The sequence below is a fragment of the Paracoccus alkenifer genome (assembly GCF_900108405.1).
In the GTDB taxonomy this organism is placed as follows: Bacteria; Pseudomonadota; Alphaproteobacteria; order Rhodobacterales; family Rhodobacteraceae; genus Paracoccus; species Paracoccus alkenifer.
On sequence record NZ_FNXG01000002.1, the window covers coordinates 687,482 to 713,961 of the forward strand.

The 26,480-nt window shown below is 67.4% G+C and carries 24 protein-coding genes and 1 tRNA gene; 9 read left to right on the forward strand and 16 right to left on the reverse strand.

Annotation, left to right across the window (positions count from 1 at the left end; translation table 11 throughout):
- Window positions 1–24 precede the first annotated feature (24 nt).
- The 4 genes from BLW83_RS07470 to BLW83_RS07485 are packed head-to-tail and all read left to right on the forward strand — an operon-like array spanning window position 25 to window position 4,528.
- Complete coding sequence (locus BLW83_RS07470) at window positions 25–990, forward strand: ABC transporter permease (protein WP_218139090.1); 966 nt, start codon at window positions 25–27, stop codon at window positions 988–990.
- Window positions 991–994: 4 nt separating this feature from the next.
- Window positions 995–1,852, forward strand: a complete 858-nt coding sequence (locus tag BLW83_RS07475) for an ABC transporter permease (RefSeq protein ID WP_342707508.1) — start codon at window positions 995–997, stop codon at window positions 1,850–1,852.
- 4 nt (window positions 1,853–1,856) lie between these two features.
- Entirely contained in the window at window positions 1,857–3,488 is a 1,632-nt protein-coding gene (locus BLW83_RS07480) for an ABC transporter ATP-binding protein (protein ID WP_090847118.1), read from the forward strand.
- Window positions 3,485–4,528, forward strand: coding sequence for a succinylglutamate desuccinylase/aspartoacylase domain-containing protein (locus BLW83_RS07485; RefSeq protein ID WP_090847120.1), 1,044 nt, complete (start codon window positions 3,485–3,487; stop codon window positions 4,526–4,528). Before BLW83_RS07480 ends, BLW83_RS07485 begins: the two co-directional genes overlap by 4 nt.
- A gap of 20 nt (window positions 4,529–4,548) precedes the next feature.
- Here BLW83_RS07485 and BLW83_RS15435 read toward each other — a convergent pair whose 3' ends face one another.
- From BLW83_RS15435 to BLW83_RS07500, 3 genes are all read right to left on the reverse strand, one after another.
- Window positions 4,549–5,775, reverse strand: coding sequence for a 2Fe-2S iron-sulfur cluster-binding protein (locus tag BLW83_RS15435; RefSeq protein ID WP_143042775.1), 1,227 nt, complete (start codon window positions 5,773–5,775; stop codon window positions 4,549–4,551).
- A gap of 2 nt (window positions 5,776–5,777) precedes the next feature.
- Window positions 5,778–6,818 carry an aromatic ring-hydroxylating dioxygenase subunit alpha gene (locus tag BLW83_RS07495; RefSeq protein WP_090847122.1) on the reverse strand — a complete coding sequence of 347 codons (1,041 nt, stop codon included), beginning with the start codon at window positions 6,816–6,818 and terminating at the stop codon, window positions 5,778–5,780.
- A gap of 91 nt (window positions 6,819–6,909) precedes the next feature.
- A complete protein-coding gene (locus BLW83_RS07500) occupies window positions 6,910–7,839 on the reverse strand; it encodes a LysR substrate-binding domain-containing protein (RefSeq protein ID WP_177172512.1) in 930 nt (309 codons plus the stop codon).
- A 190-nt stretch (window positions 7,840–8,029) separates the two neighbouring features.
- Between BLW83_RS07500 and BLW83_RS07505 the strand changes: the two genes are divergently transcribed.
- The 3 genes from BLW83_RS07505 to BLW83_RS07515 all read left to right on the forward strand — a co-directional run bounded on the left by BLW83_RS07505 (window position 8,030) and on the right by BLW83_RS07515 (window position 11,118).
- Window positions 8,030–9,589, forward strand: coding sequence for an ABC transporter substrate-binding protein (locus BLW83_RS07505; RefSeq protein WP_090847127.1), 1,560 nt, complete (start codon window positions 8,030–8,032; stop codon window positions 9,587–9,589).
- Between the two features lie 238 nt (window positions 9,590–9,827).
- Window positions 9,828–9,974: a hypothetical protein gene (locus BLW83_RS15695; protein WP_177172513.1), complete on the forward strand. Its 147-nt coding sequence runs from the start codon at window positions 9,828–9,830 to the stop codon at window positions 9,972–9,974.
- A 16-nt stretch (window positions 9,975–9,990) separates the two neighbouring features.
- Window positions 9,991–11,118, forward strand: coding sequence for an aminotransferase class I/II-fold pyridoxal phosphate-dependent enzyme (locus tag BLW83_RS07515; protein WP_090847131.1), 1,128 nt, complete (start codon window positions 9,991–9,993; stop codon window positions 11,116–11,118).
- Between the two features lie 324 nt (window positions 11,119–11,442).
- Here the strand turns inward: BLW83_RS07515 and BLW83_RS07520 are convergent.
- The 7 genes from BLW83_RS07520 to BLW83_RS07550 all read right to left on the reverse strand — a co-directional run bounded on the left by BLW83_RS07520 (window position 11,443) and on the right by BLW83_RS07550 (window position 15,851).
- Window positions 11,443–11,532 (reverse strand) — tRNA-Ser (locus tag BLW83_RS07520).
- 331 nt (window positions 11,533–11,863) lie between these two features.
- Window positions 11,864–12,628 (reverse strand): ABC transporter ATP-binding protein, encoded by a 765-nt coding sequence (locus BLW83_RS07525; RefSeq protein WP_245728670.1) that lies wholly within the window; start codon window positions 12,626–12,628, stop codon window positions 11,864–11,866.
- Window positions 12,625–13,617 carry a FecCD family ABC transporter permease gene (locus BLW83_RS07530; RefSeq protein WP_245728671.1) on the reverse strand — a complete coding sequence of 331 codons (993 nt, stop codon included), beginning with the start codon at window positions 13,615–13,617 and terminating at the stop codon, window positions 12,625–12,627. The genes BLW83_RS07525 and BLW83_RS07530 overlap by 4 nt, the downstream gene beginning before the upstream one ends.
- Window positions 13,610–14,647 carry an iron ABC transporter substrate-binding protein gene (locus BLW83_RS07535; protein ID WP_245728672.1) on the reverse strand — a complete coding sequence of 346 codons (1,038 nt, stop codon included), beginning with the start codon at window positions 14,645–14,647 and terminating at the stop codon, window positions 13,610–13,612. The genes BLW83_RS07530 and BLW83_RS07535 overlap by 8 nt, the downstream gene beginning before the upstream one ends.
- Entirely contained in the window at window positions 14,635–15,105 is a 471-nt protein-coding gene (locus tag BLW83_RS07540) for an SAM-dependent methyltransferase (protein ID WP_090847135.1), read from the reverse strand. The genes BLW83_RS07535 and BLW83_RS07540 overlap by 13 nt, the downstream gene beginning before the upstream one ends.
- Complete coding sequence (locus BLW83_RS07545; protein ID WP_090847586.1) at window positions 15,098–15,307, reverse strand: TOBE domain-containing protein; 210 nt, start codon at window positions 15,305–15,307, stop codon at window positions 15,098–15,100. The genes BLW83_RS07540 and BLW83_RS07545 overlap by 8 nt, the downstream gene beginning before the upstream one ends.
- Window positions 15,308–15,338: 31 nt before the next feature.
- The gene (locus BLW83_RS07550; protein ID WP_090847137.1) at window positions 15,339–15,851 is read right to left on the reverse strand and encodes a DUF2478 domain-containing protein; all 513 of its coding nucleotides are present in this window, start codon (window positions 15,849–15,851) and stop codon (window positions 15,339–15,341) included.
- Window positions 15,852–16,070: 219 nt separating this feature from the next.
- Between BLW83_RS07550 and BLW83_RS07555 the strand changes: the two genes are divergently transcribed.
- Window positions 16,071–18,176 (forward strand): TonB-dependent receptor plug domain-containing protein, encoded by a 2,106-nt coding sequence (locus BLW83_RS07555; RefSeq protein ID WP_090847139.1) that lies wholly within the window; start codon window positions 16,071–16,073, stop codon window positions 18,174–18,176.
- 212 nt (window positions 18,177–18,388) lie between these two features.
- Here BLW83_RS07555 and BLW83_RS07560 read toward each other — a convergent pair whose 3' ends face one another.
- The 6 genes from BLW83_RS07560 to BLW83_RS07585 form a co-directional block, all read right to left on the reverse strand.
- A complete protein-coding gene (locus BLW83_RS07560; RefSeq protein ID WP_090847140.1) occupies window positions 18,389–19,708 on the reverse strand; it encodes a TRAP transporter large permease in 1,320 nt (439 codons plus the stop codon).
- Window positions 19,705–20,226 (reverse strand): TRAP transporter small permease subunit, encoded by a 522-nt coding sequence (locus BLW83_RS07565; RefSeq protein WP_090847142.1) that lies wholly within the window; start codon window positions 20,224–20,226, stop codon window positions 19,705–19,707. The genes BLW83_RS07560 and BLW83_RS07565 overlap by 4 nt, the downstream gene beginning before the upstream one ends.
- Before the next feature lie 28 nt (window positions 20,227–20,254).
- Window positions 20,255–21,310, reverse strand: a complete 1,056-nt coding sequence (gene dctP, locus BLW83_RS07570; protein ID WP_218139091.1) for a TRAP transporter substrate-binding protein DctP — start codon at window positions 21,308–21,310, stop codon at window positions 20,255–20,257.
- A gap of 295 nt (window positions 21,311–21,605) precedes the next feature.
- The gene (locus BLW83_RS07575) at window positions 21,606–22,322 is read right to left on the reverse strand and encodes an SAM-dependent methyltransferase (RefSeq protein WP_177172514.1); all 717 of its coding nucleotides are present in this window, start codon (window positions 22,320–22,322) and stop codon (window positions 21,606–21,608) included.
- 35 nt (window positions 22,323–22,357) lie between these two features.
- Window positions 22,358–23,581 carry an META domain-containing protein gene (locus tag BLW83_RS07580; RefSeq protein ID WP_143042776.1) on the reverse strand — a complete coding sequence of 408 codons (1,224 nt, stop codon included), beginning with the start codon at window positions 23,579–23,581 and terminating at the stop codon, window positions 22,358–22,360.
- Window positions 23,582–23,742: 161 nt separating this feature from the next.
- Window positions 23,743–24,522, reverse strand: a complete 780-nt coding sequence (locus BLW83_RS07585; protein WP_090847148.1) for an FCD domain-containing protein — start codon at window positions 24,520–24,522, stop codon at window positions 23,743–23,745.
- 234 nt (window positions 24,523–24,756) lie between these two features.
- Between BLW83_RS07585 and BLW83_RS07590 the strand changes: the two genes are divergently transcribed.
- Window positions 24,757–26,451 (forward strand): L-lactate permease, encoded by a 1,695-nt coding sequence (locus BLW83_RS07590; RefSeq protein WP_090847150.1) that lies wholly within the window; start codon window positions 24,757–24,759, stop codon window positions 26,449–26,451.
- Window positions 26,452–26,480 lie beyond the last annotated feature (29 nt).

The following is a 26,480-nucleotide window of genomic DNA, read 5'->3' on the forward strand; positions in this document are numbered from 1 at the left end:
ATATTAACAGTAAAGGGCAGACAAATGACAAGACTGTCCCCGATCCCGCGCCTCATCCTTCGCCGGCTTGCCACCGGTCTGCTGACGCTGCTGATCGTTTCCGCCATCATTTTCTGGGCGATAGAGCTTTTGCCTGGCGATATCGCGACGGAAATCCTCGGTCAGTCCGCGACGCCCGAGACGCTGGCCGCGTTCCGCGAGCGATTCGGCCTGAACGACCCGCCGATGATTCGCTATTTGCACTGGCTGGGCGGTGCGCTGACGGGCGACCTGGGATTGTCGATGGCCAACCAGCGCCCGATTGCGGATCTGCTGGCCGACCGCGCCACCAACACGTTCTTTCTGGCCGGCTATGCCGCGGTGATCGCGGTGCCGCTGGCGGTGGTTCTGGGGGTCGCCGCGGCGCTGTATCGCGGCTCGATGCTCGACAGGTTCATCTCGAACGCGACGCTGACGGTGATCTCGTTTCCCGAATATTTCGTCGCCTATATCCTGATCCTGATCTTTGCGGTGCAGTTGCAGTGGTTCCCCAGCCTTGCCGCGGTGTCGCCGGGCATGGGGCTGGGCGCGCGGCTTTACGCGACCTTTCTGCCCGCGCTGACGATGGTGCTGATCGTCATGGCCCACATGATGCGGATGACGCGCGCGGCGATCGTGAACCTGCTGGCGCTGCCCTATGTCGAGATGGCCCATCTCAAGGGCGTCAAGCGACGCCGGGTGATCGCCGTCCACGCGCTGCCCAACGCGGTGGCGCCGATCGCCACGGTGATCGCGCTGAACCTTGCCTATCTGATCGTCGGCGTGGTGCTGGTCGAGGTGGTGTTCGTCTATCCCGGCCTGGGGCAGCTGCTGGTCGACAGCGTCGCCAAGCGCGACGTGACCGTGGTGCAGGGCGCCTGCCTGATCTTTGCCGCCACCTATATCCTGCTGAACCTCGCCGCCGACATCGTCGGCATCGTGTCCAATCCGCGCCTGCTGCATCCGAGGTGATATCGTGACGCGCTATCTTGTCCTGCTACGCCACGCGCCCCTGATGGCAAAGATCGGAGTGCTGCTGATCGCGCTTTATGCCGTCACGGCGATCTTTGCCCCCTGGCTCGCGCCTTACCCCGAGGCGGCGGTCGTCGGCCCCAAATACCAGCCCTGGGCCGCGCCGCACTGGCTGGGGACCGATGCGCTGGGACGCGACGTGCTGTCGCGGCTGATCTACGGGGCACGAAACACCGTGGGCATCGCCCTGGTCACGACGGTGCTGGCGTTCCTGCTGGGCACGACCACCGGCCTGCTGGCGGCGACGGTGGGCGGGTGGTTCGACACGCTGGCCTCGCGGGTGGTGGACGTGCTGATGGCGATCCCGTCGCTGATCTTTGCGCTGCTGATCCTGACGATCACCGGCACCTCGGTCGTCGCGCTGGTGCTGGTCATCGCGGTGCTGGACAGCACCCGGGTCTTTCGCCTGTCGCGGGCGGTCGCGCAGGGCATCCTGACGATGGACTATATCGAGGTGGCGCGGATGCGCGGCGAGGGTCTTGGCTGGATCGTCCGGCGCGAGGTGCTGCCCAACGCCGCCGCCCCGCTGATCGCCGAATTCGGGCTGCGATTCTGCTTTGTGTTCCTGTTCATCTCGGCGCTCAGCTTTCTGGGGCTGGGGTTGCAGCCGCCGACGGCGGACTGGGGCTCGATGGTGCGCGACAGCGCCAAGCTGATCTCTTTCGCGAATTTCTCAAGCTGGAACGCGGCGACCTTCGGGCTGGCGCCGCTGCTGCCGGCGGGGGCCATCGCGCTGCTGACCCTGGCGGTCAACATGGTGGTCGACTGGGTGCTGCATGTGTCGAGCGGGCTGAAGGACTAGGATCATGAGCAAACTGCTGGAAATCAGCGACCTGAAGATCGAGGCGCGGGGCGGCGACGGCTGGAACGAGATCGTCAAGGGCGTCGGCTTGCAGGTCGCGCGCGGCGAGGTCGTGGGGCTGATCGGCGAAAGCGGCGCGGGCAAATCGACGCTCGGGCTGGCGGCGATGGGCTATGTCAAGCCGGGCCTGCGGATCGCCGGCGGCTCGATCCGCTTTGACGGGCAGGAACTGGTCGGCGCGCCGGAATCGATGCTGCGCGACCTGCGCGGGCGGCGCATCGCCTATGTCGCGCAATCCTCGGCGGCGGCGTTCAACCCCGCATGGCGGCTGATCGACCAGCATTGCGAGGGGCCGGTCAGGCACGGGGTGATGTCGCGGGCCGAAGCGCAGGCCGAGGCCGTCGCCCTCTATCGCCAGATGCGGCTGCCCGACCCCGAAACCATCGGCTTTCGCTATCCGCATCAGGTGTCCGGGGGACAGCTGCAACGCGCCATGACCGCGATGGCAATGGCCTGCCGGCCCGATCTCATCATCTTTGACGAGCCGACGACGGCGCTGGACGTGACCACCCAGATCGAGGTGCTGTCGGCTATCCGCGATGCGGTCCGCGACCACGGGTCGGCGGCGATCTACATCACCCACGACCTGGCGGTGGTGGCCCAGATGGCCGACCGGGTAAAGGTGCTGCTGAAGGGCACCGAGGTCGAAGAGGCGCCCACCCGCGAGATGCTGGCGAATCCGCAGCAGGACTATACCCGCTCGCTCTGGGCGGTGCGTGATTTTCGCCCCAGCCCGCGCGACCCGGCCACGTCCGCCGAGCCGATCCTGCGCATCGAGAACGTCACCGCCGGCTACGGGGCCTTGCCGGTCCTGCGCGACGTGTCCTTCAGCGTGGCGCGCGGCCGGACCGTCGCGGTGGTGGGGGAAAGCGGCTCGGGCAAATCGACCACGGCGCGCGTCATCATGGGGCTGCTCGCACCCTCGCAGGGACGCGTCCTCTTTGAGGACCAGCCCCTTGCGGCGCCGGGACGGCAGCGGCCGCGCGACCTGCAACGGCGCGTGCAGATGATCCACCAGATGGCCGATACGGCGCTGAACCCCTGGCACCGGGTGCGCGACGTGATCGGACGCCCGCTTGAATTCTTCCTGGGGCTGCGGGGCGCCGCAAAAGAGGCGCGCATCCGCGAATTGCTGGCGGAAATCGAGCTTGAGCCGTCCCAGTTCATCGACCGGCTGCCGGGCGAGCTGTCGGGCGGCCAGAAACAGCGCCTCTGCATCGCGCGCGCGCTGGCGGCCGATCCCGATTTCATCATCTGCGACGAGGTGACGAGCGCGCTGGACCAGATCGTCGCCGAAGGGATCCTGCGGCTGCTGGACCGCCTGCAACGCGAGATGGGGCTGAGCTATCTGTTCATCACCCACGACCTTGCCACCGTGCGCTCGATCGCTGACGAGGTGGTGGTGATGCAGCAGGGCAGGGTGGTCGAGCAGGGGCCCAAGGACGAGATGTTCACGCCCCCGCACCATCCCTATACCGAACTGCTGCTGTCCTCGGTCCCCGAGATGGACCCGGACTGGCTGTCTCGTCTGCTTGAACAGCGCCGGGCGGCCGTGGGCAAGGGGGATGCAGCATGATCCGTTACGACACCGTCACCTGCGCGCTGGATCTGGACGCCGCTGGCAAATCCGCGGGGTGGGTCGAACTGACCCATTCCGACAACGACTGGGACAATTCGGCGATCCGCAGCCCGCTGGGCGTGATCCGGGGCGGCGATGGGCCGGTGGCGCTGGTCACCGGCGGCAACCACGGCGACGAATACGAGGGCCAGATCATCGTCCGCCGCCTGTTCGAGATGCTCGAACCGGCGGATGTCCCGGGCGCGCTGATCCTGATGCCGGCATTGAACATGCCCGCCGTCCTGGCCGCGCGCCGCGTGTCGCCGCTGGACAGCGGCAACATGAACCGATCCTTTCCGGGGGCCGAGGGCGCGGGGCCGACGCGGGCGCTGGCGGGGTTTGTCACCACGCATCTGATCGCGCGCGCGGGGCTGGTCATCGACCTGCACTCGGGCGGCACCAATTCCGATTTCATCGACTGCGGTTACCTGACGCTGACCGGGGACGCGGGGATGAATCGCCGCAACCGGGCGCTGGCCGAGACCTTTGGCCTGCCGTGGACGGTCGTGACCCCGCCCGGCAACACCGGCGGAGACCTGGATTCGGCCGCCCATGCCGCCGGCTGCGCGATGTTTTCGTGCGAGCTGGGGGGCGCGGGGCAAGTGTCGCGCGTCTCGCTGGACGCCGGATGGCAGGGGGTGCTGCGGCTGCTGGCGTCCGAAGCGGTGATCGCTGCCGATACCGCCCGCCGGCTGGGTGCGGACGGGGCGGGCAAGACCCGCTTTGCCGATCTGGGCGCAGGCAGCCGCCATGTGACGGCGATGCGCCACGCGCTGGCCGAGCCGTTGGTTGCCCTGGGCCAGGATGTCGCCATGGGCCAGCCGGTGGCGATCCTGCGCGATCTTCATGATCTCGACCTGCCGGCGCAGGAACTGACCGCACCCGTTGCGGGCGTGGTCCTGGTTGCGCGGTGCCGGCCGCTGGTCCGGCCGGGGGACCACCTGTTCACCATCGGCCCCGAACTGGACGCAAAGACGGTCGCGGAAATGGCGGGCTGACGGATCAGCCCGCCGGTCTTTCAGATGTCCAGCACCACCCGCCCCACCGGACGCGAGCAGCAGATCAGAACCTGACCGGGGGGCGGCGGGTCCAGCGGCTCGCTGGTGTATTCGACCACGCCTTCGCGGATGGCGCAGCGGCAGGTGTTGCAGATGCCCTCGCGGCAACTGAAATCGGGGTTCAGTCCCGCCGCCTCGGCCAGCTCCAGCAGCGAGCCGGCCGCGTCGTGCCATGTGGCGCTGACCCCCGAGCGTGCAAAAATCACCTCGTCGCCCGCCGCGGCCACGGGCGCCGCCGTTGCAGAGGCGGGGGCGGCGGCCGCAACAGGGGCTGCGGCTGCGGCGGGCGAGGCCGCCGTCGCCCGGCGCGGCGGTGCGTCGGGGACGGCGCGCGCCTCGGGGTCGGTCAGATGTTCAAGACCGGCCAGCGCCCGGGGCGCGTGCGCGGGCACATGGGCCGGGGCCGGCGGCACCGCGGCCTCGGCCGCCGCCTCTGCCTCGGCCAGCGCCGCCAGCGATCCGCCCTTGCCGAAGAACTCATAGGCGATGCGCCCGGGCGCGATCCCCAGACCTGTCAGCAGCCGCCACATCGCCACCATGAAGGGGGTCGGGCCGCACAGATACACCTCGTAATCGTCCTGCGGCAGCAGCGATTGCAGAAAGCCGCGGTCAACCACGCCCTCGGCGTCAAAGCGCGCCTTGGCCCGGTCGGCCTTGGTTGGGGTGCGATAGACGTGGCGCGCCGTGATGCGCCCGGCCGAGGCGGCGGCGATGGCAGCCACCTCGTCGCGCATCGCCTGAACGTCGCCGTTCTCGCAGGCATGGACGAAAAACACCCGCCGGTCGGTCGCCGCCAGACGGTGCAGCATCGACAGCAGCGGCGTCAGGCCGACGCCTCCGGCCAGCAGCAGGACCGGGCGGGTGCTGTCCTCGTCCAGGTGAAAGCCGCCGCGCGGGGCGGCGATCTCGATCTCGTCGCCCTCGGCCACCACGTCATGCAGCCAGACCGAGCCAAGCGATTCGCGCTTGACGGTGATGCGGTGGCAATCGGGTGCGTCCACGGCGCAGGACAGCGAATAGGTGCGCAGCAGGGAACCGCCCTCGGCCGGCACGCGCAGGGTCAGATACTGCCCCGGCCGCGCCGTCCACAGCGGCCCGCCATCGGCGGGCGCCAGGTGGAACGAGGTGATGACGCTGCTTTCGGGGGTCTTGCGCGCCACCCGGAAACGGCGGAAAGGGTCGGCCATCGTCAGGCCCTCATCTTTTCGTCCACCATCTGCTCTTCGGCGATCATCGCCTCGAGCTGGCGGCGAAAGCGCAGCTGGCCCGCGTCGATCGACAGGTCGATATGGGGCGAGGTCTTGTTGGCCAGACCGATCTGCACCTCTTCGAGGACGGCCTTGTCCTCGGAGAAGGCGGCGCGGACATCATGGGCCATCATCCTGGACAGCTCTTCGTCCTGCGGGCGGACGTTGCGAAGCTGGAACCAGTAATAGCGGGTCTCGCTGTCGCTGATCGGAGTCATGAAGTTGTAGCTGTCCATGACAAAGGTCTTGTCGTCCAGCGTGCCCTCGGGTCCGCCGGTGCCGGCCGGCGTAAAGACCGCGCGGATCAGCGCATGGGCGGGGTAGCGGACTTCGTAATGCTGCAACCGGTCGCAATTGCCGTCGAACTCGATGATCTTCTTGTAGAAGGGCGCGGGTTCGGCGTTCATCATCCAGCGGTGGACGATCACCCCGGTGTCCGTGCGCGTCACCTTGAGCGGGGTGTCCTTGGTCGCGGCCTGGGCAAAGCTGCTTTCATGGACCCAGGCGACATGGGTCGGATCCAGCAGATTGTCGCACATCAGCAGATAGTTGCAGGCCAGCTCCATCGCGTCGCCCGAATTCATACCCCAGTCGGGGCTGTCGAAATTCGGGATGTCGATGATTTCGTCGGGATCGGCGATGGCGGCGTTGCCCATCCAGATCCAGACCAGCCCGTATTTCTCGTGCACCGGATAGGGGCGCACCTTGGCGGCCGAGGGGATGCGGCCCCCGCCCGGCGCCCAGACGCATTGCCCGGCGCAGTCAAAGGTCAGCCCGTGATAGCCACATTCGACGTTGTCGTCCTTGATGCGCCCCTTGGACAGCGGCAGCTTGCGGTGCGGGCAGGCGTCCTCCAGCGCGATCACCTCGCCCTGGCTGTTGCGAAAGGTGCAGATCTTTTCGCCCAGGACGATGATCTGCCTGAGGCTGGCGTCGATCTCGTGGCTCCAGGCAGCGACATACCAGGCGTTTTTCAGAAACACGGCGGCACTCCTTCAGTGGCTAGGTGGCTAGGTTTGCCTATATGTATATGCAAATAGCACCGGCGAAACTGCAAAAGCACCCCGTGACTGTTTAGCCCTCCTTAACTGTCGGGCTGCGCAGGGGCCTTGTCTCGCGCATGATCCAGTTCAGGAATTCGCGCGCGGCCGGGCGGGCCAGCGTCATCGGGCTCCAGCAGATCAGATAGGGCTCGGGCATGGGAAGATCGTCGTCCGACAGCCGCAGCACCCGGCCGGATTCAAGATCCGCCGACACAAAGGACGCCTGTGCCAGCGCCGCACCCTGTCCCGCCGCCGCCGCCTCGATCGCAAGGCCAGAGAGCGAGTGGACCGCCACCGGCCGCAGCCCGCGCGCCGGCGTGCCGGCCTGGTCGAACCACTGTTCCCAACGCGGCACCGTGGCATAGCCCGGCCCCCAGTCGATCTCGATCAGCGGCAGGCCGGCCAGCACCGCAGGGTCGCGCGCATCGGGGTAGCGTTCCAGAAAACCCGGCGAGCAGACCGGAAAGCATCGGTCCGTGAACAGGACGCGCGAATGGGCATAGCGCTGCGCCGCCGCCCCATAGGTCAGCCGAAAGCTTTGCCCCAGCGCCTGCGGGTCCGGTTCCCGGTGTGTCGCCACCATCCGGATCGGAACATCCCCCGCGGTGGCGCGAAACCCCAAAAGCCGCGGGTTCAGCCATCTCTGCATCAGCGTGGGCAGGCCCGAGATCGTCAGCTCGCCATTCTGCCATTGGCTGGCGATCAGGCTCTGCGCCAGCATCAGCCGCTCGAACCCCTGCGAGATCAGGTCGTGATAGGCGCGCGCGGCGGGCGTCAGCGCGGCGCGCCGCCCGTCCTTGATCAGCAGCGGCATCCCCAGATGCGCCTCAAGCTGCTTGAGCTGCTGGCTGATCGCGCCGGGGGTGACCCCCAGCGCGCGGGCGGCGCCGCTGACGCTGCCCAGACGCCCGAATGCCTCGAAAGCCTGCAACGCGCGCAAGGGCGGCAGCGTGGTGTTCACGGATGACTTCCTCCTCCCTGTCGGAACCATAGTTTAGCAAGTCTGACGGATAGGCCAGCGAAACTGATTTGTGACGGCGTGCCGACGGCCATACTGATTAAGACTAGACATAAGAAGATCGGCACAAGGGCGCCACGATCACCGTCACGACGCCGTCACTACGCCATCACGACAGGGAGCACGACACGACATGACCTTGCTGACCACCCGCCGCTCGCTTCTACTCGGGGCCGGAGCGATGTCCACCGCCACCATGCTGGGGCTGCGTCCCGGCCGCGTGCTGGCGCAGGATGCCTCGCCCCGCAAGGGCGGCACCTTTCGCGTCGCGGTTGCGGATTTCGACACCGCCGAGACGCTGGACCCGCAACTGAACGAAAGCCGCTTCATGATGCAGTTGCAGTATCAGCTGCGCAACTGCCTGATCGAGGTCGGCCCCGGCGGCACGCTGATCCCCGAGCTTGCGACGGAATGGGACAGCAACGACGACCTGACCGAATGGACCTTCAAGCTGCGCAAGGGGGTCGAGTTCCACAACGCCAAGACCATGGATGCCGATGATGTGGTGTTCTCGCTGAACCTGCATCGCGGGCCCGACACCGTGTCCGAGACCAAGGCCCTGTTCGAGCCGGTCACCGACATCAGGGCCACCGCCCCCGATGAGGTCAAGGTGACGCTTGAGGCGCCGAACTCGGGCTTTCCGGCGCTGCTCAGCATGGTCACCATGCTGATCGTGCCGGCCGACGACCACGATTTCGACAAGGGCATCGGCACCGGCGGCTATGTGCTGGACAGCTACGAGCCGGGCGTGGCCAGCCGCGCCATCCGCTTTGCCAATTACTGGAAAGAGGGGCGGGCGCATTTCGACGTGGTCGAGGTCAAGGCGATCTCGGACGTCAACGCCCGCACCACGGCGTTGCAGACCGGCCAGATCGACGCCATGGCCTTTGTGGACACGGCCACCGCCGACCTGCTGAAAAGCTTTCCCGGCATCAACCTGCTACAGGTCAAGGGCAAGCAGCATTACGCCATGAGCATGAACTGCCAGGATCCGCTGTTCACCGATCCCGACGTGCGCATGGCCATGAAGCTGGCCATCAACCGCGAAGAGATGCTGGAAAAGATCCTGTCGGGCTATGGCTCGATCGCCAACGACCAGCCGATCTCGGAAGCCTACGAGTTCCACCACCCCGAGCTGGAACAGCACGAATACGACCCCGACAAGGCCCGCGCGCTGCTGAAAAAGGCGGGGGTGGACAAGCTGGTGGTGCCGCTGCATGTCTCTGAGGCGCCGTTCACCGGGGCCACGAACATGGCCCAGCTTTACGCCCAGCAGGCGGCAGCGGCCGGCATCACCATCGACGTGAAGCGCGAGCCGGACGACGGCTACTGGTCCAGCATCTGGGGCAAGAAGCCGATGTTTGCCACAAAGTGGTCGGGTCGCCCGAACGAGGACGTGATGCTGACGCTGGCCTATTCGCGCGAGGGCATCGGTTCGTGGAACGAGAGCAGCTGGGACAACGAGGCGTTCAACAACGCCCTGGTCGCCGCTCGCGGCGAAAAGGACGACGAAAAGCGCAAGCAGCTGTATTGGGAATGCCAGCGCCTGATCGCCGACGAGGGCGGCATGGTCGCGCCCGTATGGGCTGATTTCCTCGACGCGACCTCGGACAAGGTGGCGCATGGCGAGCTGAACAACGACTGGGAACTTGACGGCGCCCGCGCCTCTGAGCGCTGGTGGTTCAAGGAATGACCCTGCACGGATGCGGCGGACCCGCCGCCGCATCCGCCATGTGACGCGGCCCACGGGGGCTGCGGCCGTGAACTGCGGCCGCAGCCGCCCCGTGGGACGGGCGGATCTGCCGTGCCGGCGACGGCAGTTTCCGCAGCCTGTCCAGTTGTCCAGTCCCGCCGTCCCGCAGCAAAGCGACCGGGGCACGCGATCTGTCAGCCGGCGCGCCGCCCGGCCCGGCCGGTTGGCGGGCGGCCTGGTGACGGGCAGGGCGGCGACCGGGCGCGGCAAGACCACCCGATCGGGCACCCCGCGCGCGCGCCCCGCGCCAGAGTTGGCGCGACGGCAGGAACGCGAAATCGGCCACCCCGGCATCCTGCACCCCGGCACGCCCCTGAATCCCTGATTCACAAGGACTTTCCATGACTGACCACTCTCTGATCCGCCCCGAGGTCGCGGCGCTGCCCGATTACAACGCCGGGCTGGCGCTTGAACGCTTTCGCAGCGTCTACGGCATCGACGCCGTGGCAAAGCTCGACAGCAACGAAAGCCCGCTTGGCCCGTCGCCCGCAGCGGTGCAGGCCATCCGCGAGGCCGCCGCCGGTGTCGGCCGCTATCCCGACGCCAGCGACGAGGCCCTGCGCCGCGCCATCGGACTGGCTAACGGCGTCGAGCCCGAGGCGGTGATTCTGGGCAATGGATCCGAGGATCTGATCGGCGCCATCTATCGTGCGGTCCTGCGGCCGGGCGACCGCGTGGTCACGATCTGTCCCAGTTTCGGCCTGCACGAATTCGGCGCGCTGGCCTGCGGCGCGCTTGTGGACAAGGTCAGCTTCCCGGAGGACTGGGAATTTCCCGTCGACGGGCTGATCGCCGCCCTGCGGCAACCCGCGCGCGTGCTGATCTTTTCGTCGCCAAGCAACCCCGCCGGTCCCGCGGTGACGCAGGGCGATTTCGCCCGGTTGCTGAATGCCGTGCCCAAGCGCACGCTGGTCGTGTTCGACGAGGCTTACCGCGAATATCTTGCGCCCGGGGTGGTCTTTGATGCGCTTGCCCTGCTGCGGGACTGGGGCGGGCCGTGGCTGTCGCTGCGGACATTTTCCAAGGCTTACGGGCTGGCCGGCGCGCGGGTCGGCTATGGAATCTGCGCGGATGCCGCGCTGGCAAAAGCGCTGCGAAAGACCAGAAATCCTTTCGCGATCAATGCGCTGGCCGCAACTTCGGCGCTTGCTGCGCTGCAAGACGACGGCCATCTCGCCCGCGTGGTCGCGCTGACCTTATCGGAACGCGCCCGCGTTGCAGATGCGCTGGCCGCCAAGGGCTATGAGCTTGCCCCCAGCCACGGCAATTTCCTTTTCTTCCGCACGCCGGCCAGCGCTGCCGAACTGGCCGAGGCGCTGCGGCGCAAGGGCGTGCTGATCAAGGCATGGCAGGAAGAGCCGTTCCTTGACTGGGCCCGCGTCACGATTTCCTCGCCGTCCGAAAATGACGCTTTCCTGGCGGCCCTGCCGGCCAAGGCCGCCGCGTCATCCTGTCGTTCCGCCGGATAGGCGGCGGACGCCAGCCGATGCGGCCCGGGTGGTCCGAGCGCATCCACCCCGGGCAACGCATCCGCGCCCTTGACCCGCCCGGATAGCCAGGCCGTTGAATTCGTCAGCGGCCTGGCCAATATCAGGCAGGGTCTCGGCATAGAGGGTTGAAGTCGGGCCGACGCCATCAGCTTCGGCAGATGCGGCAACCCACTGCGATGCCGAGACCCACGCCGCCCGCATGACCACCCACGCGCCATGCCGCCGCATCCCGGAAATCTGCCCGCAGAGTATGATTCGCCTTTCGCCCGCAGCCGGATCAGAAGGGCGCTTGAATGGTGAAAATGGCGGAGACGAAGGGATTCGAACCCTCGAGGCGGTTTCCCGCCTGCACCCTTAGCAGGGGTGTGCCTTCGACCACTCGGCCACGTCTCCGCGGCGGGGTCTAGCAGCAGGAAGGTGGGGGAAACAAGGGGGTGCAGCGGGTTTGCGGGAAATTATACCGAACGGGGCGGCGCAATGGCACGAGCGGAACAACAGGGCAACAACGCTGCTTGCGGGGGCGGGCGGATCCGGCCTGCTGAAAACGGGGTGATGGCCGGCCGCGGTCGCCCTGTCTGGCGGAAAAACAGCGCCGGGACTGGCGAAACACGACGACATCTTTGTGAAAAACCGGGATGTCGGCTTGCAAAGGCGATGGTTCGCGCGGCCCGGCGCCAGCGGTGCAGAGCCGAGGTTCTGGCAGCGGCTGCCCTCCCGGCCACGCTTAGTGGAAATGCATCCGCCCGTCGGTGCCGAGGCTGCGGGTGACGGGAACGCGGTAAAGCCGCGTCAGCCGGGCCTCGGTCAGGGTTTCCTGGATGGGTCCGGTCGCGATGACGCCGTCCCGGTTGAGCAGGATCGCCGCGTCGCCCAGACGCGCGGCCTGGTCGGGGTCGTGTGTGGACAGGACGATGGCGGTCCCGGCGTCGGCAAGCGCGCGGATGGCACAAGCGACCTGCAAGCGGTTGGCAAAATCCAGGCTGGCGGTCGGCTCGTCCATGACGATGGCGGCGGCGTCCTGCGCCAGTGCGCGGGCGATCAGGACCAGTTGCCGCTGGCCGCCGGAAAGCCGGGTGATCTCTGCCTGCGCCAGATCGGCGATGCCGAGACGGGCCAGCGCCGCCATCGCCCGCGCCCTTTCGGGCTTGCCGGGGCGGGCAAAGGGGCCGAGCCGGGCCGAGGCGCCCATCAGAACGATGTCCAGCGCCGAAAAGGCAAAGGGGGTCGCCAGCGCCTGCGGAACATGGCCGAGACGGCGGGCGATGTCGGTCCGCGACAGCGCCGACAGCGGCTGGCCAAGCAGCGCCACCTCTCCGCCGACGGGCGGGATCAGGCCCAGCAGGGTGCGAAACAGCGTGGTCTTGCCCGCGCCGTTGGGACCGAGCAGGCACAGCACCTGCCCCCTGCACAGGCGCAGGTCGATGCCGCCGATCAGCGGCTTGCGGTTGTGGCCGATGGTCAGGCCGCGGGTCTCGATCAGGGGCGTCATTCGCTCCATGGTCGCGCCCCCCGCGCCAGCAGCAGGACAAAGATGGGGGCGCCGAGGACTGCGGTCAGAATGCCCAGCGGCACCTCGAGCGTGGCGACGGTGCGGGCGGCGGTGTCCACCAGCACCATGAAGCCCGCGCCGATCAGGATCGCGGCGGGCAGCATCCGGTCAAATCGCGGCCCGGTTAGCAGCCGCGCCATATGCGGGACCATCAGCCCGACCCAGCCGATCACCCCCGCCATCGCCACCGCCGCCGCGGTCATCAGCGTGGCACAGGCGATCACCAGCAACCGCAGCCGCCCGGCGTCGACGCCCATCGCGCGGGCCTCGTCGTCGCCCATCGCCAAAAGCCCGATCCGCCAGCGCAGCGCCAACAGCGGGGCAAGGCCGATCAGCAGCGCCGGCAGCGCCGCCGCCAGATCGGCGCGCTTGACCCCGGCAAGGCTGCCCATCAGCCAAAAGGTGATCGCGGGCAGTTGCTGTTCGGGGTCTGCCAGCAGCTTGACCAGCGAGATCCCGGCCCCCGCCAGCGCCCCGATGGCGATGCCGCACAACACCATGATCAGCACCTGTCCCGCCCCGCGCAGCGCCAGCGTCAGCGCGATCACCAACGCCACCGTCAGCAGCCCCATGCCGAAACCCAGCATCTGGATCGCAACCACCGGCAGCCCCAGCAGCAGGCCCAGCACCGCGCCGAAACCAGCCCCCGCCGAAACCCCCAGGATGTCGGGCGACACCAGCGGGTTGCGAAAGGTGGTCTGATAGGCCGCGCCGGCAGCCGCCAGCGCCGCGCCGACGATCGCGGCCGCCAGCACCCGCGGCAGGCGGATGTTCAGCAGCACCGTCACCGCCTGCGAATCAGACCTGTCGCCGGTCAGCACCGCCGCGATCCTTGCCGGCGACAGCGCAAAGGGGCCGATCGCCGCCCCCAGGATCAGCACCGCCAGCAGCGCGCCGACAAGGGCGGTGTTCAGCGCCCGTTCATCCACCAAGCAGCGCCTTCAACCCCGCTTCGTCCGGTCGGACGCCATAGAAAAGCTCGTAGAAATCTGCGACCTCGGCTCGCAGATCGCCCTGCACCGCCGTCGGATACAGCTTGTGCATCAGCCATTTCAGCCCGATCAGCCGGTTGACCGACGGCGGCGCGTCGATAAAGCCAAAGGGCACCGCGGGCGCAAGATGGACGCGGCCGTTGTCCACGGCCGGGACGCCCTGCCATTCCGGCATCCCGGCGACATTGGCGGCAAAATCCGCGTCGATGGTGATGATGACCTCGGGCGCCCACGCCTGCACCTGTTCGGGCGAGACTGTGGCAAGGCCGCGGGTTTCGGCCTCGGCTACGTTGCGGGCACCGACGCGCTCGATGATCTCGGCGTTGATCGAGCCGCGGGCGGGTGTTTCAAGCCCCTCGCGGCCGCGGGCAAGATAGACCGTGGGGCGCTGGTCCTCGGGGATCGTGGCCAGGATGGCATCCACCTCGGCCAGCGTCGCCTCGGCATAGGCGGCCAGTTCCTCGCCGCGCTCGGGCACGGCCAGCAGGTCGGCCATCGCGCGGATGCCCCGCGGCAGCCGGGCAAAGCTGCCGTCGATCAGCACATAGGGCAGGCCCGCCTGTTCCTGAATGCGATGCGCAAGGTCGGTATAGGTGGGGTTGACGGTGCCGTAATCGACGATCAGATCGGGGTCCGCCGCCAGCAGCACTTCGAGGTTCAGCGTGTCGCCGCGCCCGGTCAGCCGTCCCAGCCCCGGCAGCTCGGCCGTCTCAGGGCGCAGCCAGGGCCTGTCCTCGGGGTCGGGGGCGCTGACCCAGCCGACCATCGCCTGGGGCTTGAGCGTGTAAAGCAGCGTCGCGGCGGGCGGACCGGCGGCAAAGACGCGCGCGGGGTTTTCCGGCAGCGCGATCTCGCGTCCGGTGTCGTCGGTCACGATGCGGGTCTGCGCCGCGGCGGGCAGCGCGGCCAGGGCCAGCAGCGCGGCACAAAGGGCGCGGCGGGTCAGAGGGCGGGTCAGCTGGAACACGGCATGGCTCCGAATTCGGCCTTGATGTCGAGCAGCGGCGTGCCGTCAACACAGTCCAGGCCCCGCACGGTCAGCACCGGACCATCCACCGCCAGCAGCCGCACCACCGACGAGGCGATCGGGTTCGGCCGCACCGGAGAGCGCAGGCCGAAAGTGCCGATGGCGGCGTCCCCGAAGCTGGGGTTCTGCAACACGAGATCGCGCCGCGACTGGTCCATCCAGTAAAGCAGTTGCAGCCGCTGGTGCCGCTCGATGCCGATCAGGCCCTCGACCCAGGGCTGGGCGACCTCTACCCGGCACAGCGGGCCGTTTTCGGGGTCGCCCCGATGCGGGCAGTCGCGGCGCACCGTCCACGGCGTGCGGATACGGCCGATGAACCACAGCTGCGCGTCAAAGCCCGAGGGCACGGCGACTGCCCTTTCATGCGGTCGCAGCGCATCGGCCGGCGCGTCACTCATTCACGCCGACCATCACGTCCGATGCCTTGATGACCGCCGAGGCCGGGCTGCCGACCTTCAGCCCCAGTTCGGCCACCGCCTCGTTCGTGATCGCGGCGGTGATGCTGCCGCCGCCCAGGTCGATGCGGACATGGCTGGTAACGGCCCCGGTGACGATCTCGGTCACGGTGCCGGGCAGGACGTTGCGCGCGCTTAGTTTCATGGTCATCTCCTTGTGGAAAAACGTCGGGATTTCATGCCGCGGCCTTGCGGCAGGCGCGGGACAGCCAATCGAGGATTGCGCCCTTGTCGGCAGGCAGCTCGCTCGCCCCGCCGTCCGCAAAGGCAAGGAACGCCGCGCGATAGGCGGGCGACACGCCGACCAGCACCGGCAATCCGGCCTCGCAGGCCATGCCGATGGCGGTGACAAGCCCCTTGCCGGCGGCCTCCTGCTTGCCGAACTTGTTCACGACCAGCGCCTGCGCCGTGGCGATCCGCCGTTCCACGACCAGCGCCGCATCCTCAAGCGCCTCGGGGTTCAGCCGGCAGCCGACAATCCCGGCCCCGATGTCGAAGCTGATGTCGCGCAGCTCTCCGTCGGGCAGCAGGGACAGGACGATATGGCATTTTTCCTGCGCGCGGTCCGGGTCGAACGGCTGGAGCGTCCCGGCCAGCGCGATTCCGTCGGCCGCAGCGGCCGCGGCGGCGGCGCTCAGCGCGGCGTCGGTGGCCTTTTCGTCGTCCGCACTGACAAAGCGGATATCCATGCTCTGATCCTTTCACCCGCATCGATATGAATGATGGAACATGTCGTCCGGGGTTGGCAAGAGCCGTCGTGGCGTGGGGCATAGGGTGGGGGCGGGGCGGGTTGCGGGGTTCGCAGGCCGCGCCTCTGTCTGGTGGCTTGTCTTCCGCGGGGAATCGGTATGTTTAACAGAACATAACGATTCGCCCCTGCCCAACAGGGGCCAGAGGGGAGCGAACACATGACGATCCGTGCGAAACTGCTGGGCGCCGCGGCGCTGCTGATGCCGGCCATGGGGTCGGCGCAAGAACCGCCGACCGATACTTTCGTGCTGGGCACCATCGTGCTGACCGCCGAAAGCGAACTGAACCCCGGCGGCACTTCGTCCACCGTGGTGGACGAGGACATCGTCCGGCAGAACCGGCAGACGCTGGACGACGCGCTCAAGATCGTGCCCGGGGTCAGCATCGGCAACACCGGCGGCAGCCGCAACGAGCGGCTGGTCTATGTCCGCGGCTTCGACCGCTTTCAGGTGCCGCTGTCGATCGACGGTATCCGCGTCTACCTGCCCGCCGACAACCGGCTGGATTATGGCCGTTTCCTGACCCCGGACCTGGCCGAGATCCAGCTGCAAAAGGGGCATGTCTCGGTCCTGAACGGGCCGGGCGGCATGGGCGGGGCGATCAACCTTGTCACCCGCCAGCCGTCCCGGCCGTTCGAGGGCGAGGCGCGGCTGGGCATCGAGGCCGGCAACCGCGGCGACATCGCCGCCCGCAGCGGCTTTGTGTCGCTGGGCACAAGGCAGGCGGATTTCTGGCTGCAAGGCAGCTATTTCCGGCGCGACAGCGACGGTTTCTACCTGTCGCGGGACTTTGTGCCGCGGCCGCAGCAGGGTGCGGGGCTGCGCGAATATGCCGACACCGACGACAGCCGCCTGAACCTCAAGGCCGGCTGGACGCCGAACGCGACCGATGAATATGTGCTCAGCTATACCCGGCAGACCGGGGCGAAACGCGCGCCCTACAACATCGACCTGCCGATGCGGGGCCGGCCGGGCACCGGCACGGGCGGGTTCCAGCGCGACTGGACATGGCCGGAATGGGACATCGACAGCCTGGCGTTTTATTCGCACACCGAACTGGGCGGCGGCTATCTGAAGACCCGCGCCTATTACAACCGCTTTGACAACCTGCTGTCGTCCTGGGACGATTCCACCCAGTCCACGCAGGAAGCCCTGGCGCCGCGTATTTTCGACAGCCGCTACAAGGACGCGGCCTGGGGTCTCAGCGCCGAAGCCGGAACCGAGTTCGGCCCGGATCACGAGATCAAGACGGCGCTGCATTACCGCCGCGACCGGCACGATTCCATCCAGTCCGTCGCCCCCGGCACCGGCCGGGAACCCGACCCGCTGGAACGCTCCGAGGAAGAAACGTTCTCGGTCGCGCTGGAACATGGCTGGCAGTATTCTCAGGCGCTGAAATTCGTCTCGGGGGTCAGCTACGACAAGGCAAGGATGCTGCGGGCTGACAACAACGACACCAGCGGCTTTCCCGGCCCGGCCGTGCCCGGCAGCTATCCCACCGATTCGACCGATGCGGTGAACTGGCAGCTGGCGGCTGTCTACAGCCACGACAGCGGCGAATATCACGCCGGCCTGTCGTCCCGCACCCGCTTTCCGACGCGGTTCGACCGTTACAGCACCCGCTTTGGCACGGCCCGGCCGAACCCCGCCCTGGAATCGGAACGCGCCACCAATTTCGAGATCGGCTATGGCGGCCAGATCGGTCCCGCGACGGTCCAGACGGCGCTGTTCTACAGCAAGGTCAAGGACATGATCCAGTCCATGCCGACCGAGGAATGGGATGACGAGCGCGACCGTCCCATCGTGCAAAGCCAGAACGTCGGCGACGGCACCTACAAGGGATTCGAGATCGCCGCGAACTGGCAAATCGCCCCCGATCTGGGGCTGGTCGCGAACTACACCTGGCTGCATCGCGGCATCACCGACCCGGTTCGTGCCGATTACCGCCCGACCGACACGCCGCGCCACAATGCCTATCTGCGGCTCGACTGGCGGGCGATGGAGGGGTTGACCATCTCGCCCTCGGTCGAGCTTTCAAGCTCGCGGCTGTCGGAAAGCGCGGTCCAGCCCAGCGACCCCGACCAGATCGCCTATACAAGGATGAGCGGCTTCGGGCTGGCCAATCTGGATGCCGAATGGCAGGCAAGTGAACAGGCAAGCGTGATGTTCGGCATCCGCAATCTTTTCGACCGGGATTATCAGCTGGTCGAGGGCTTCCCCGAGCCGGGGCGCAGCTTTTTCCTGACCACCCGCATGAGGTTCTGAGCGGCCGGCGGCCCCACTGGCCCCGACAACGGGGCGGGGACCGGTGGCAGGGCGGGGCCGGTGCTTGCGAAGCGGGGCCGGTGCATGGCGATCCGGCCCCGACCGGCAGGGCGTCGGGCGCGCCCTGCCACCGGCCCGGGCTGCCGCGGCGACGCCCTGCATTGATCCGCCGTCGTGAAAGCCGGGCCAGCGGTCGGGCCAGGGGTCGGGCGCTAGAACCCGACGACCTGTTTCGGCAGCCAGGTGGCCAGTGACGGAACCAGCACCACCAGGGCCAGGGTGATCAGCTGGATGACGATGAACGGCACCACCCCCCTGCACACCTGTCCATATTTCATGTCCGGCGGCGCGATCGAAAGCAGGTAAAAGATCGAGGACGCCATCGGCGGGGACAGATAGCTGGTCTGAATGACGATGATGACCAGGGTGCCGAACCAGATCGGATCCACGCCAGAGGCCGTCAGCACCGGCAGAAACAGCGGCACGCAGATCAGCACGTTGGCTGTCCAGTCCAGCACGAACCCCAGCAGGAACACGATGCACAAAAACAACACCAGCGTGCCTGACACCCCCAGCCCCATGTCCGAAATCAGCCCCTGGATCAGGCGCGATCCGCCATTGGCGGCAAAAATTCCGGTAAACATGATGCCGCCGGCGACGATCAGCAGGATCATCGACGAGATCCTGACGGTGATCGCCAGCGACTCGCGCATCACCGACAGGCTGAACCTGCCGTAGCTGATGCACAGGACCAGCGCGCCGACAGCGCCCACCGCGGCGGCCTCGGTCGGCGAGGCGATGCCCGCCATCAGCGACCCCAGCACCGCCACGATCAGCAGCATGGTGGGCACCAGCCCGCCGAGGGTGATCCTGAGCTTTTCCATCACCGGCAGGTGCATGTCCGGATCGTCGGCCCGCGGACCCCTTGTCGGGTCGAGGGTGCAGATTATCACGATATACAGGATGAACAGGCCCACCATCACCATGCCGGGAAACAGCATGGCGGCAAACAGCTCGCCCACCGAAATCTGGGCAAGAGAGGCATAGACCACCGCCACCACCGATGGCGGGATCATCGTGCCCAGCGAGCCGCCGGCGCAGATCGTGCCGGCGATCAGCGAGTTGTCATAGCGAAAACGCTGCATGGCCGGGATTGCCATCAACCCCACCATGACCTCGACGGCGCCGACCACGCCGGCGGCGGCGGCAAATGTGGCGCCCATGGCGATCGTTGCGACCGCAAGACCTCCGGGCAGGCGCCCCAGCCAAAGCTGCATGGTGCGAAACAGCCGCGCGGCGATCCCCGAGCGTTCAAGGATCGCGCCCATCAGCACGAACATCGGAATGGCCGACAGGATGTAGTTGGTGGTCGCCGAATACAGGCTGCCGTAAAGCTGGTTGAACACCTGATCGCCAAAGGCGAACCAGCCGGCGATCAGCGCCGGGACGATCAGGGACAGGGAAACCGGAACCCCCAGGAAGATCAGCAGAAACATTCCCGGGAACATCAGGGCGGCGATGGTCGGATTCATCGAGGACAGTCCTTCGGGGCGGCAGAACGCAGGTCACGGACTGCGCGCAGCCCCTCGACGGCGAGTTGCAGGGCCATCGCGAACAGGCCGATCGCGATGCAGAGATAGAACGGCCATACCAGCGGCGCCCAGGGGCTGACGGTCTCGACCTCGCCCGTCCGCCAGGCGCGCAGCGTGTGCGAGGCGGCGATCCAGAACAACATGCCGAAGAACGGGGCCAGCACCAGCAGATACAGCCCGCCCTGCACTGCGTGATTGAAGCGGGCGGGCAGGCGGCTGCGCAGCACGTCGATGCGGATATGCGCATCCTCGCGCAGGACAAAGGCGATCCCCAGCAGGAACACCGCCCCATTCGCCATATAGGCGATGTCGAAGGCCCACACCGTGGGCGCCGCAAAGATATAACGCGCGAGAACCTCGTAGACCATGGCGGCGGTCAGGATAACCGCCGCCACGCCCGCCAGTTGGAACGCGCACCACGAGACGCCATTCGCGAATCGGATCAGGAAATTGAGCATCTCGGCCTCGCCAGGGTGCAGTTGCGGATCAATCGCGGATCAGATAGCCGCTCTCGGCCTTCCAGCGCTGGTGATACGCCTCATAGTCGGCCAGGTTTTCGGCCATCTCGGGCTTGCCGGCGGCTTTCTGGGCCTCGGCCGTCTTGTGCATCCAGTCATAGCCCGCTGCGGAAAGTTCCGACACGAATTCAGGGCTGAGCGTGATGATTTCGTTGCGGCCGCTACGGTATTGCTCCATCGCCTTCATGTCGGCGTCGTAGAAATGGTTCAGCCCCTGTTCGGTGGTCAGCTGGGCGGCAGCCTCGATCAGCGGCTTCAGATCATCGGGCACCTTGTCCCAGGTGTCCTGCTTGAGAACCACTTCCCACATGAAGGTGGGCTGGTGGACGCCCGGCACGACGATGTATTTCGCAGCCTGATGGAAACCCTCGGGCATGTTGGCCGACGGCGGCGCCCATTCCACGGCATCCACGCCCTTGCGTTGCAGCAGCGTATAGGTCTCGCCCGGCGGCACGACGGTCGGGACGGCGCCGAAATAATCCTTCATCACTTCGCCCCAGGGGCCGGAGGTGCGATATTTCAGGCCCTTGAGATCCTCGGCGCTGTGGATGGGCTTGTTGGCGTGGGCCATGATCTCGGTCGAGCCGATGCCCACGATCATGGTCTTGAGCCCCTGACGCGCGCGCAGCTGCTCAAGCTTTTCCAGGCCGCCGCCCTCATACAGCCACGCCTTGTAGGTGTCCGCGCCCATGCCGCCCGGAAACCCCGAGAAAATGGCGTTTTCCGGATCCTGGTTGATGAGGTAGCTGGACGAGGAATGGCCGGCCTCGACCACGCCGTCGTTGACCGCATCGAACACCTTCAGGGCGGGAACGATGACCCCCGCGCCAAAGGGCTGAATTTCCACCCGGCCTGATGTCAGCCTGTCGACGTTGTCGGCAAACCGTTCCAGGAAATTCTGGTAGAACGGCGACCCTTCGGGCACCGATGTCGGCACGCGCCAGGTCACATCGGCTGCCATTGCGGCACCGGACGCACACAGCGTGAAGGCGGCAAGCGTCAAGCCGCGGAACAGCGTTTTCATGGTATCCCCCCTTTAGGCGGGCCTGCGTCTCCTGAGCAGTGCCCGCTAGGGAATCACGCTAGCCGCATGTAAATATACCTGCAATATATTTCTTGAATATTCCGACTGATATAAATTCGCGCCCCGCCGGCGCAGGGGCAATACAGGCCCGGACGGTTGAAATATCAGGGGTTTGTCGGCCGGGGATGCAGCGGCCGTCCCCGGCACCACGGATGGATGGCGGGGGCGCCTGCTGACAGCACGGCATAAGCGGGGCGGGCGAGTGGTCGGCCGGGGCGGGCGCGGGCGCAGGCGCTCAGATCGTGTCGATGCCGATATAAAGCAGGCAATAGGGCACCGCGACCGGGCGTTCGGCGATGCGGTCAAGCTCGCCCACCGTCAGGCGGATCACCTCGCCATCGGGATAGCCGGCGCGCAGGACCAGCGCCACCTGCGTGCTGGCCGGATAAAGCCTGCGCGCCTGGGCGATCAGCTGCGGCAGGTCCAGCCCCATGCAGAACAGCACCCAGCTATCGGGCAGCGCCGCGCCCGGCTCTGCCGCCATGAAGGCCGCCAGCCCCGACAGCTGCAACCGCTGGCCCTGATCGTGCAGCAGCGACTGCGCCAGCGCCGCATTGGCGGCGTTGAAACTGGACACCCCCGGCACCAGCACCGGGTGCAGGTGCCGGAATGCGGTCAGATAGCCGCGATAGGGGCTGAACAGCGCCGCATCACCGGATTCCAGCAAGACGATGATCTTGCCGGCGGCATGGGCAGCCTCGATCAGGGCGCGGATCTCGGCCTCTTGCGCGGCCACCTCGTCGGGAGAGGCCCGGCGCAGCGCAAGGTCGGTGAACAGGCCGTGGCCGCCGTCGACGACCTGCTTGCCGTCCAGCGCCGAGGCATATTGGCGGCGCACCGATTCCGAGGCGATGACCAGATCGGCCCGCTGCAACAGCTGCCAGCCGCGCAGCGTGATGTTGTCGGCCGTGCCGGCGCCGGCGTTGACGATATGGAAACCGCCCTGGGGCATGGTCTGCTCCTTTATCCGCATTGTGGCCGGCCTGTTCAGGGCCGGGTGGGCACGCCGGCCGGCACGGCGGTCAGCACCGGCCCGTCGCCGCCGGCGATCAGCACCAGCGCGCCGCCGTTGTCGTCGTCAAAGTCAAAGCCGGTTACCCGGGTCAAAGCGGCGATGAACGCCTGTTCGCGCGCCATGGTATCGGGGTCGCAGGCCATCATCGTCAGCGGGCCGGGGGCGATGGTCAGGCCCTCGGCCGTCAGGGTCGCGGCGGCCCGATAGCGGTTGCAGCCGGTCGAGCCGGCGACGCCGTCGCCGTCAAAGCCCAGCGTCGCGCCGGCATCGGCGGGCAGGGGGGCGCCGTCCAGCGCGGTCACCCGCCACTCGCCGGCCAGCAGCGTCGCCGGATCGCCGCCGCAGCCGTGCAGCTCGGCCCCGCCAGCCTGCACCGTCACCTGCTGCGGATGGGGCATCCCGGTCATCGAATCGCGGCAGATCCGCGGGGCAAGGGTGACCGTCAGCCCCTCGGCCGCCAGAACCGTGCCTTCGGGGCCATCGACGGCCGCGGGCAGGGGGGTGCGGATCTCGTCCCCGTCCTGCATCGCCAGCACCATCCCTTCGGCGGTCAGGTCCAGCACCCAGCCCGGCTCGTTGCCACGCGCGATAAAGGGCAGGGTCGCCGGCAGCGCCACCGCCCGGCATTCCGGCAGCTCGTGCCCGGCGATGGTGACCAGCGCCGTGTTGCCCTTGGTCCAGACCATGGTTTCGGGATCCTTGCCGTCGCTGAATCGCGCCCCCGAGGCCGAGACCGCCAGCGGCAGCTCATGCACCACCCCGCCCAGCCGCAGCCGCGCCATGTCGCCGGCAAAGCCCAGGTCAAGCTCGGTTTCGCCGCAGCGCAACCGGCTGGCAAAGCCCAGCGGCACAAAGGGTTCCAGCGCGATCATCCCCAGGTCCAGCGCCTCGTCCCCGGCCGGCACCGCGACCGGCGGCGCCACCCACTGCGCCACCCCGCCCACCAGAATCGCGGCGCGCAGGAACTGCGCCCCGGTATCGTCGGTAGAGACGGCGAAGGGCAGCGGCACCTGCCGGCCGTCGCTGGCGGCACGGGATTCGCCGGTGATGCCGCCGGGGCCGCTGACCTCGACCACCAGCTCGGCCGAGGGGTCCAGGGCGATACGCTGCCGATAGCTCACCTGTCCGGTGATGTCGCGGGCGGCGGCCGGCAGGGACAGGCCGCTCAGCAGCAGGGCAAGCGCAAGATGGCGCATCGGCAGGATCCTTTTTTCGCAGACCCGCAGCACCGCGGGCAGGCCGGGCCGCAACGGGCCGGCGGACGACAGATGGCGGCACAATTGCCCGCCCGCCCCGGGGCCGCAAGTCACGAGGCGGCGATGGGGCGGCGGCAGGGTGCCCCCGCCGCCGCCCGCGATCAGCCCCGCAGGGTGGTCAGCCCGCCGCTGTCCAGCCGGCGCAGCGACAGGTCCAGCTTGGCCTCGGCCTCGCGGATCTCGCGCGAGGCGCGGCGCAGATAGTTCACATGTTCATGGGCTGCCGCGCGGGCGGCATCGGGCTGTTTCTCGACGATTGCCCGGGCGATAGCCAGATGCTGGTCGCGCAGCAGATCGCGCACATAGGGGATGGTGAACAGGCGCTGGCGGTTGTGCATCACGTCGATCCGCAGATTTCCCGACAGCGCCCGCATGATCTGCAACAGCACCAGATTGTGGCTGGCCTCGTAGATGGCGATATGCAGCTCGGCGTCGGCCTCGGCCTCGGCGGCGGGGTCGTTGGCCTCGTGCGCGGTCTCGATCAGGGCGATGCAGTTGCGGATCTGCTGGATGTCCAGCTCGTTCGCGCGCTCGGCCGCCATCGCCGCCGCCGAGCTTTCCACGACATCGCGGAATTCCAGATAGTCGTCGGCGACCTCGCTGCGTTCGGCCAGCATCCGGATCAGCGGATCCGCAATGCTGGCGGCGCCCAGCTGCGCCACCATCAGCGACCGGCCCTGCTTGACCAGCAGCCCGTGTTCTTCAAGCGCCTTGAGCGCATCGCGCAGCGTCGGACGCGACACGTTCAGCCGCGCCGCCAGCTCGCGTTCGGGCAGCAGCGGCTCGCCCGGACGCAGCGAGCCTTCGAGGATCAGGTCTTCGATGTGCTTGCGCACGACATCGGCCGCCCGTTCAGGGCGGATCGGCTTGCTTTCGCTCATCGGCGCGGTTTCCGTTGGTATCTGCACATTACCAATAGCTTGACTGCCGGCACGCAGGCAATGCGCTTTCGGAACAAGAAAAGTTCAGTTGCCTGTTGACCGGCGTGGGCAAATCATTTTACCAAACATTACCGTCGGTCTGGGAGGGCCGAACAGTCAAAACAGAAACTTGTCGCAGCGAGGGGGCCGGGCCACTCAGCCGGGCCATGCGGCGTTCAGGGAGGAGATGGCCGGATGAGCTCTGGTTTCTTGGCGTTATTGGCATTCTTGCCGATTCTGACGGCAGGCGTCCTGCTGGTGGGCTTTCGGATGCCTGCCAAATATGTGATGCCCTTGACCTATCTGATTGCGGTCGTGGTGGCGCTGGCCGCCTGGGGGGTCAGCCCCAACCGCGTGATCGCGTCGTCGCTGCAAGGGCTGCTGCAAAGCGTCGGCCTGCTGTGGATCATCTTCGGCGCGCTGCTGCTGCTGAACACGCTGAAACATTCGGGCGCGATTTCCACCATCCGCTCGGGCTTTACGGCGATCAGCCCTGACCGGCGGGTGCAGGTGATCCTGATCGCCTGGCTGTTCGGGTCGTTCATCGAGGGTGCCTCGGGCTTTGGCACGCCGGCCGCCGTCGCGGCCCCGCTGATGGTCGCGGTCGGGTTTCCCGCCATGGCCGCCGTGGTTTTCGGGATGATGATCCAGTCGACGCCGGTGTCCTTTGGCGCGGTCGGCACGCCGCTGATCGTGGGCGTTCAGGTCGGGCTGGACCAGAGCGCAATCACCGAAGAACTGGTCGAGGTCGGCTCGACCTGGCAGCATTTCTTCCATGTCATCACGTCGGAAGTGGCGATCATCCACGCGATCTGCGGGACGTTCATGCCGCTGTTCCTCGTTCTCATCATGACGCGGTTCTTCGGCAAGAACAAATCCTGGACCGAGGGGCTGTCCATCCTGCCCTTTGCGATCCTGGGCGCCTTTGCGATGACCGTGCCCTATGTGCTGGCGGCGGTGTTCCTGGGGGCCGAGTTCCCGTCGGTGATCGGCGGGCTTGTCGGGCTGTTCGTGATGACCATGGCGGCGAAAAAGGGGTTCCTGCTGCCGCGCGACACCTGGGATTTCCCCGATGTGTCGGAATGGTCCAAGGACTGGTTCGGCAAGGTCGACATCAAGCTGGAAGAGCTGACCAGGCGCAAGATCTCGCTGGCGATGGCCTGGGCGCCCTATGTCATCCTGGCGGTGGTGCTGGTGCTCAGCCGGACCGTCAAGCCGTTCGGCGACCTGCTGAAATCGGCCAATGTGATGTTCAGCAACATCATGGGCGAACAGGGGGTCAGCGGGGATTTCTCGCTGCTGCATTCGCCGGGCGGCATCCTGGTGATGATCTGCCTGCTGACCATCGTGCTGCACCGGATGTCGCTGGCCGGCTTTGCCAATGCCGTGCGCGAAAGCAGCGGCACGATCCTCGGCGCCGGTTTCGTGCTGATCTTTACCGTGCCGATGGTGCGGATCCTGATCAACTCGGGCGTCAACGCCAATGACCTGCAAAGCATGCCCGTGCTGGTCGCGGACTGGGTCTCGAACCAGGTCGGGTCCGTCTATCCGTTCTTTGCCCCCGCAGTGGGCGCGCTTGGCGCCTTTCTTGCCGGGTCGAACACCGTCAGCAACCTGATGCTCAGCCAGTTCCAGTTCTCGGTCGCCGGCGGGCTGGGGATTTCGGGCGCGCTGATGGTGGCGGGTCAGTCGGTCGGCGCGGCCGCCGGCAACATGATCGCCATCCACAACGTGGTCGCCGCCTCGGCCACCGTCGGCCTGCTGGGCCGCGAAGGGGCGACGCTGCGCATCACGATCCTGCCCACCATCTACTATCTGACCCTGGCGGGGTTGCTGCTCAGCATCGGGTTCTACGTCTTCGGGATCACCGATCCGCTGACCGTGCGCTGAACCTTTCGGCGGGCGCCACCCCGGCGCCC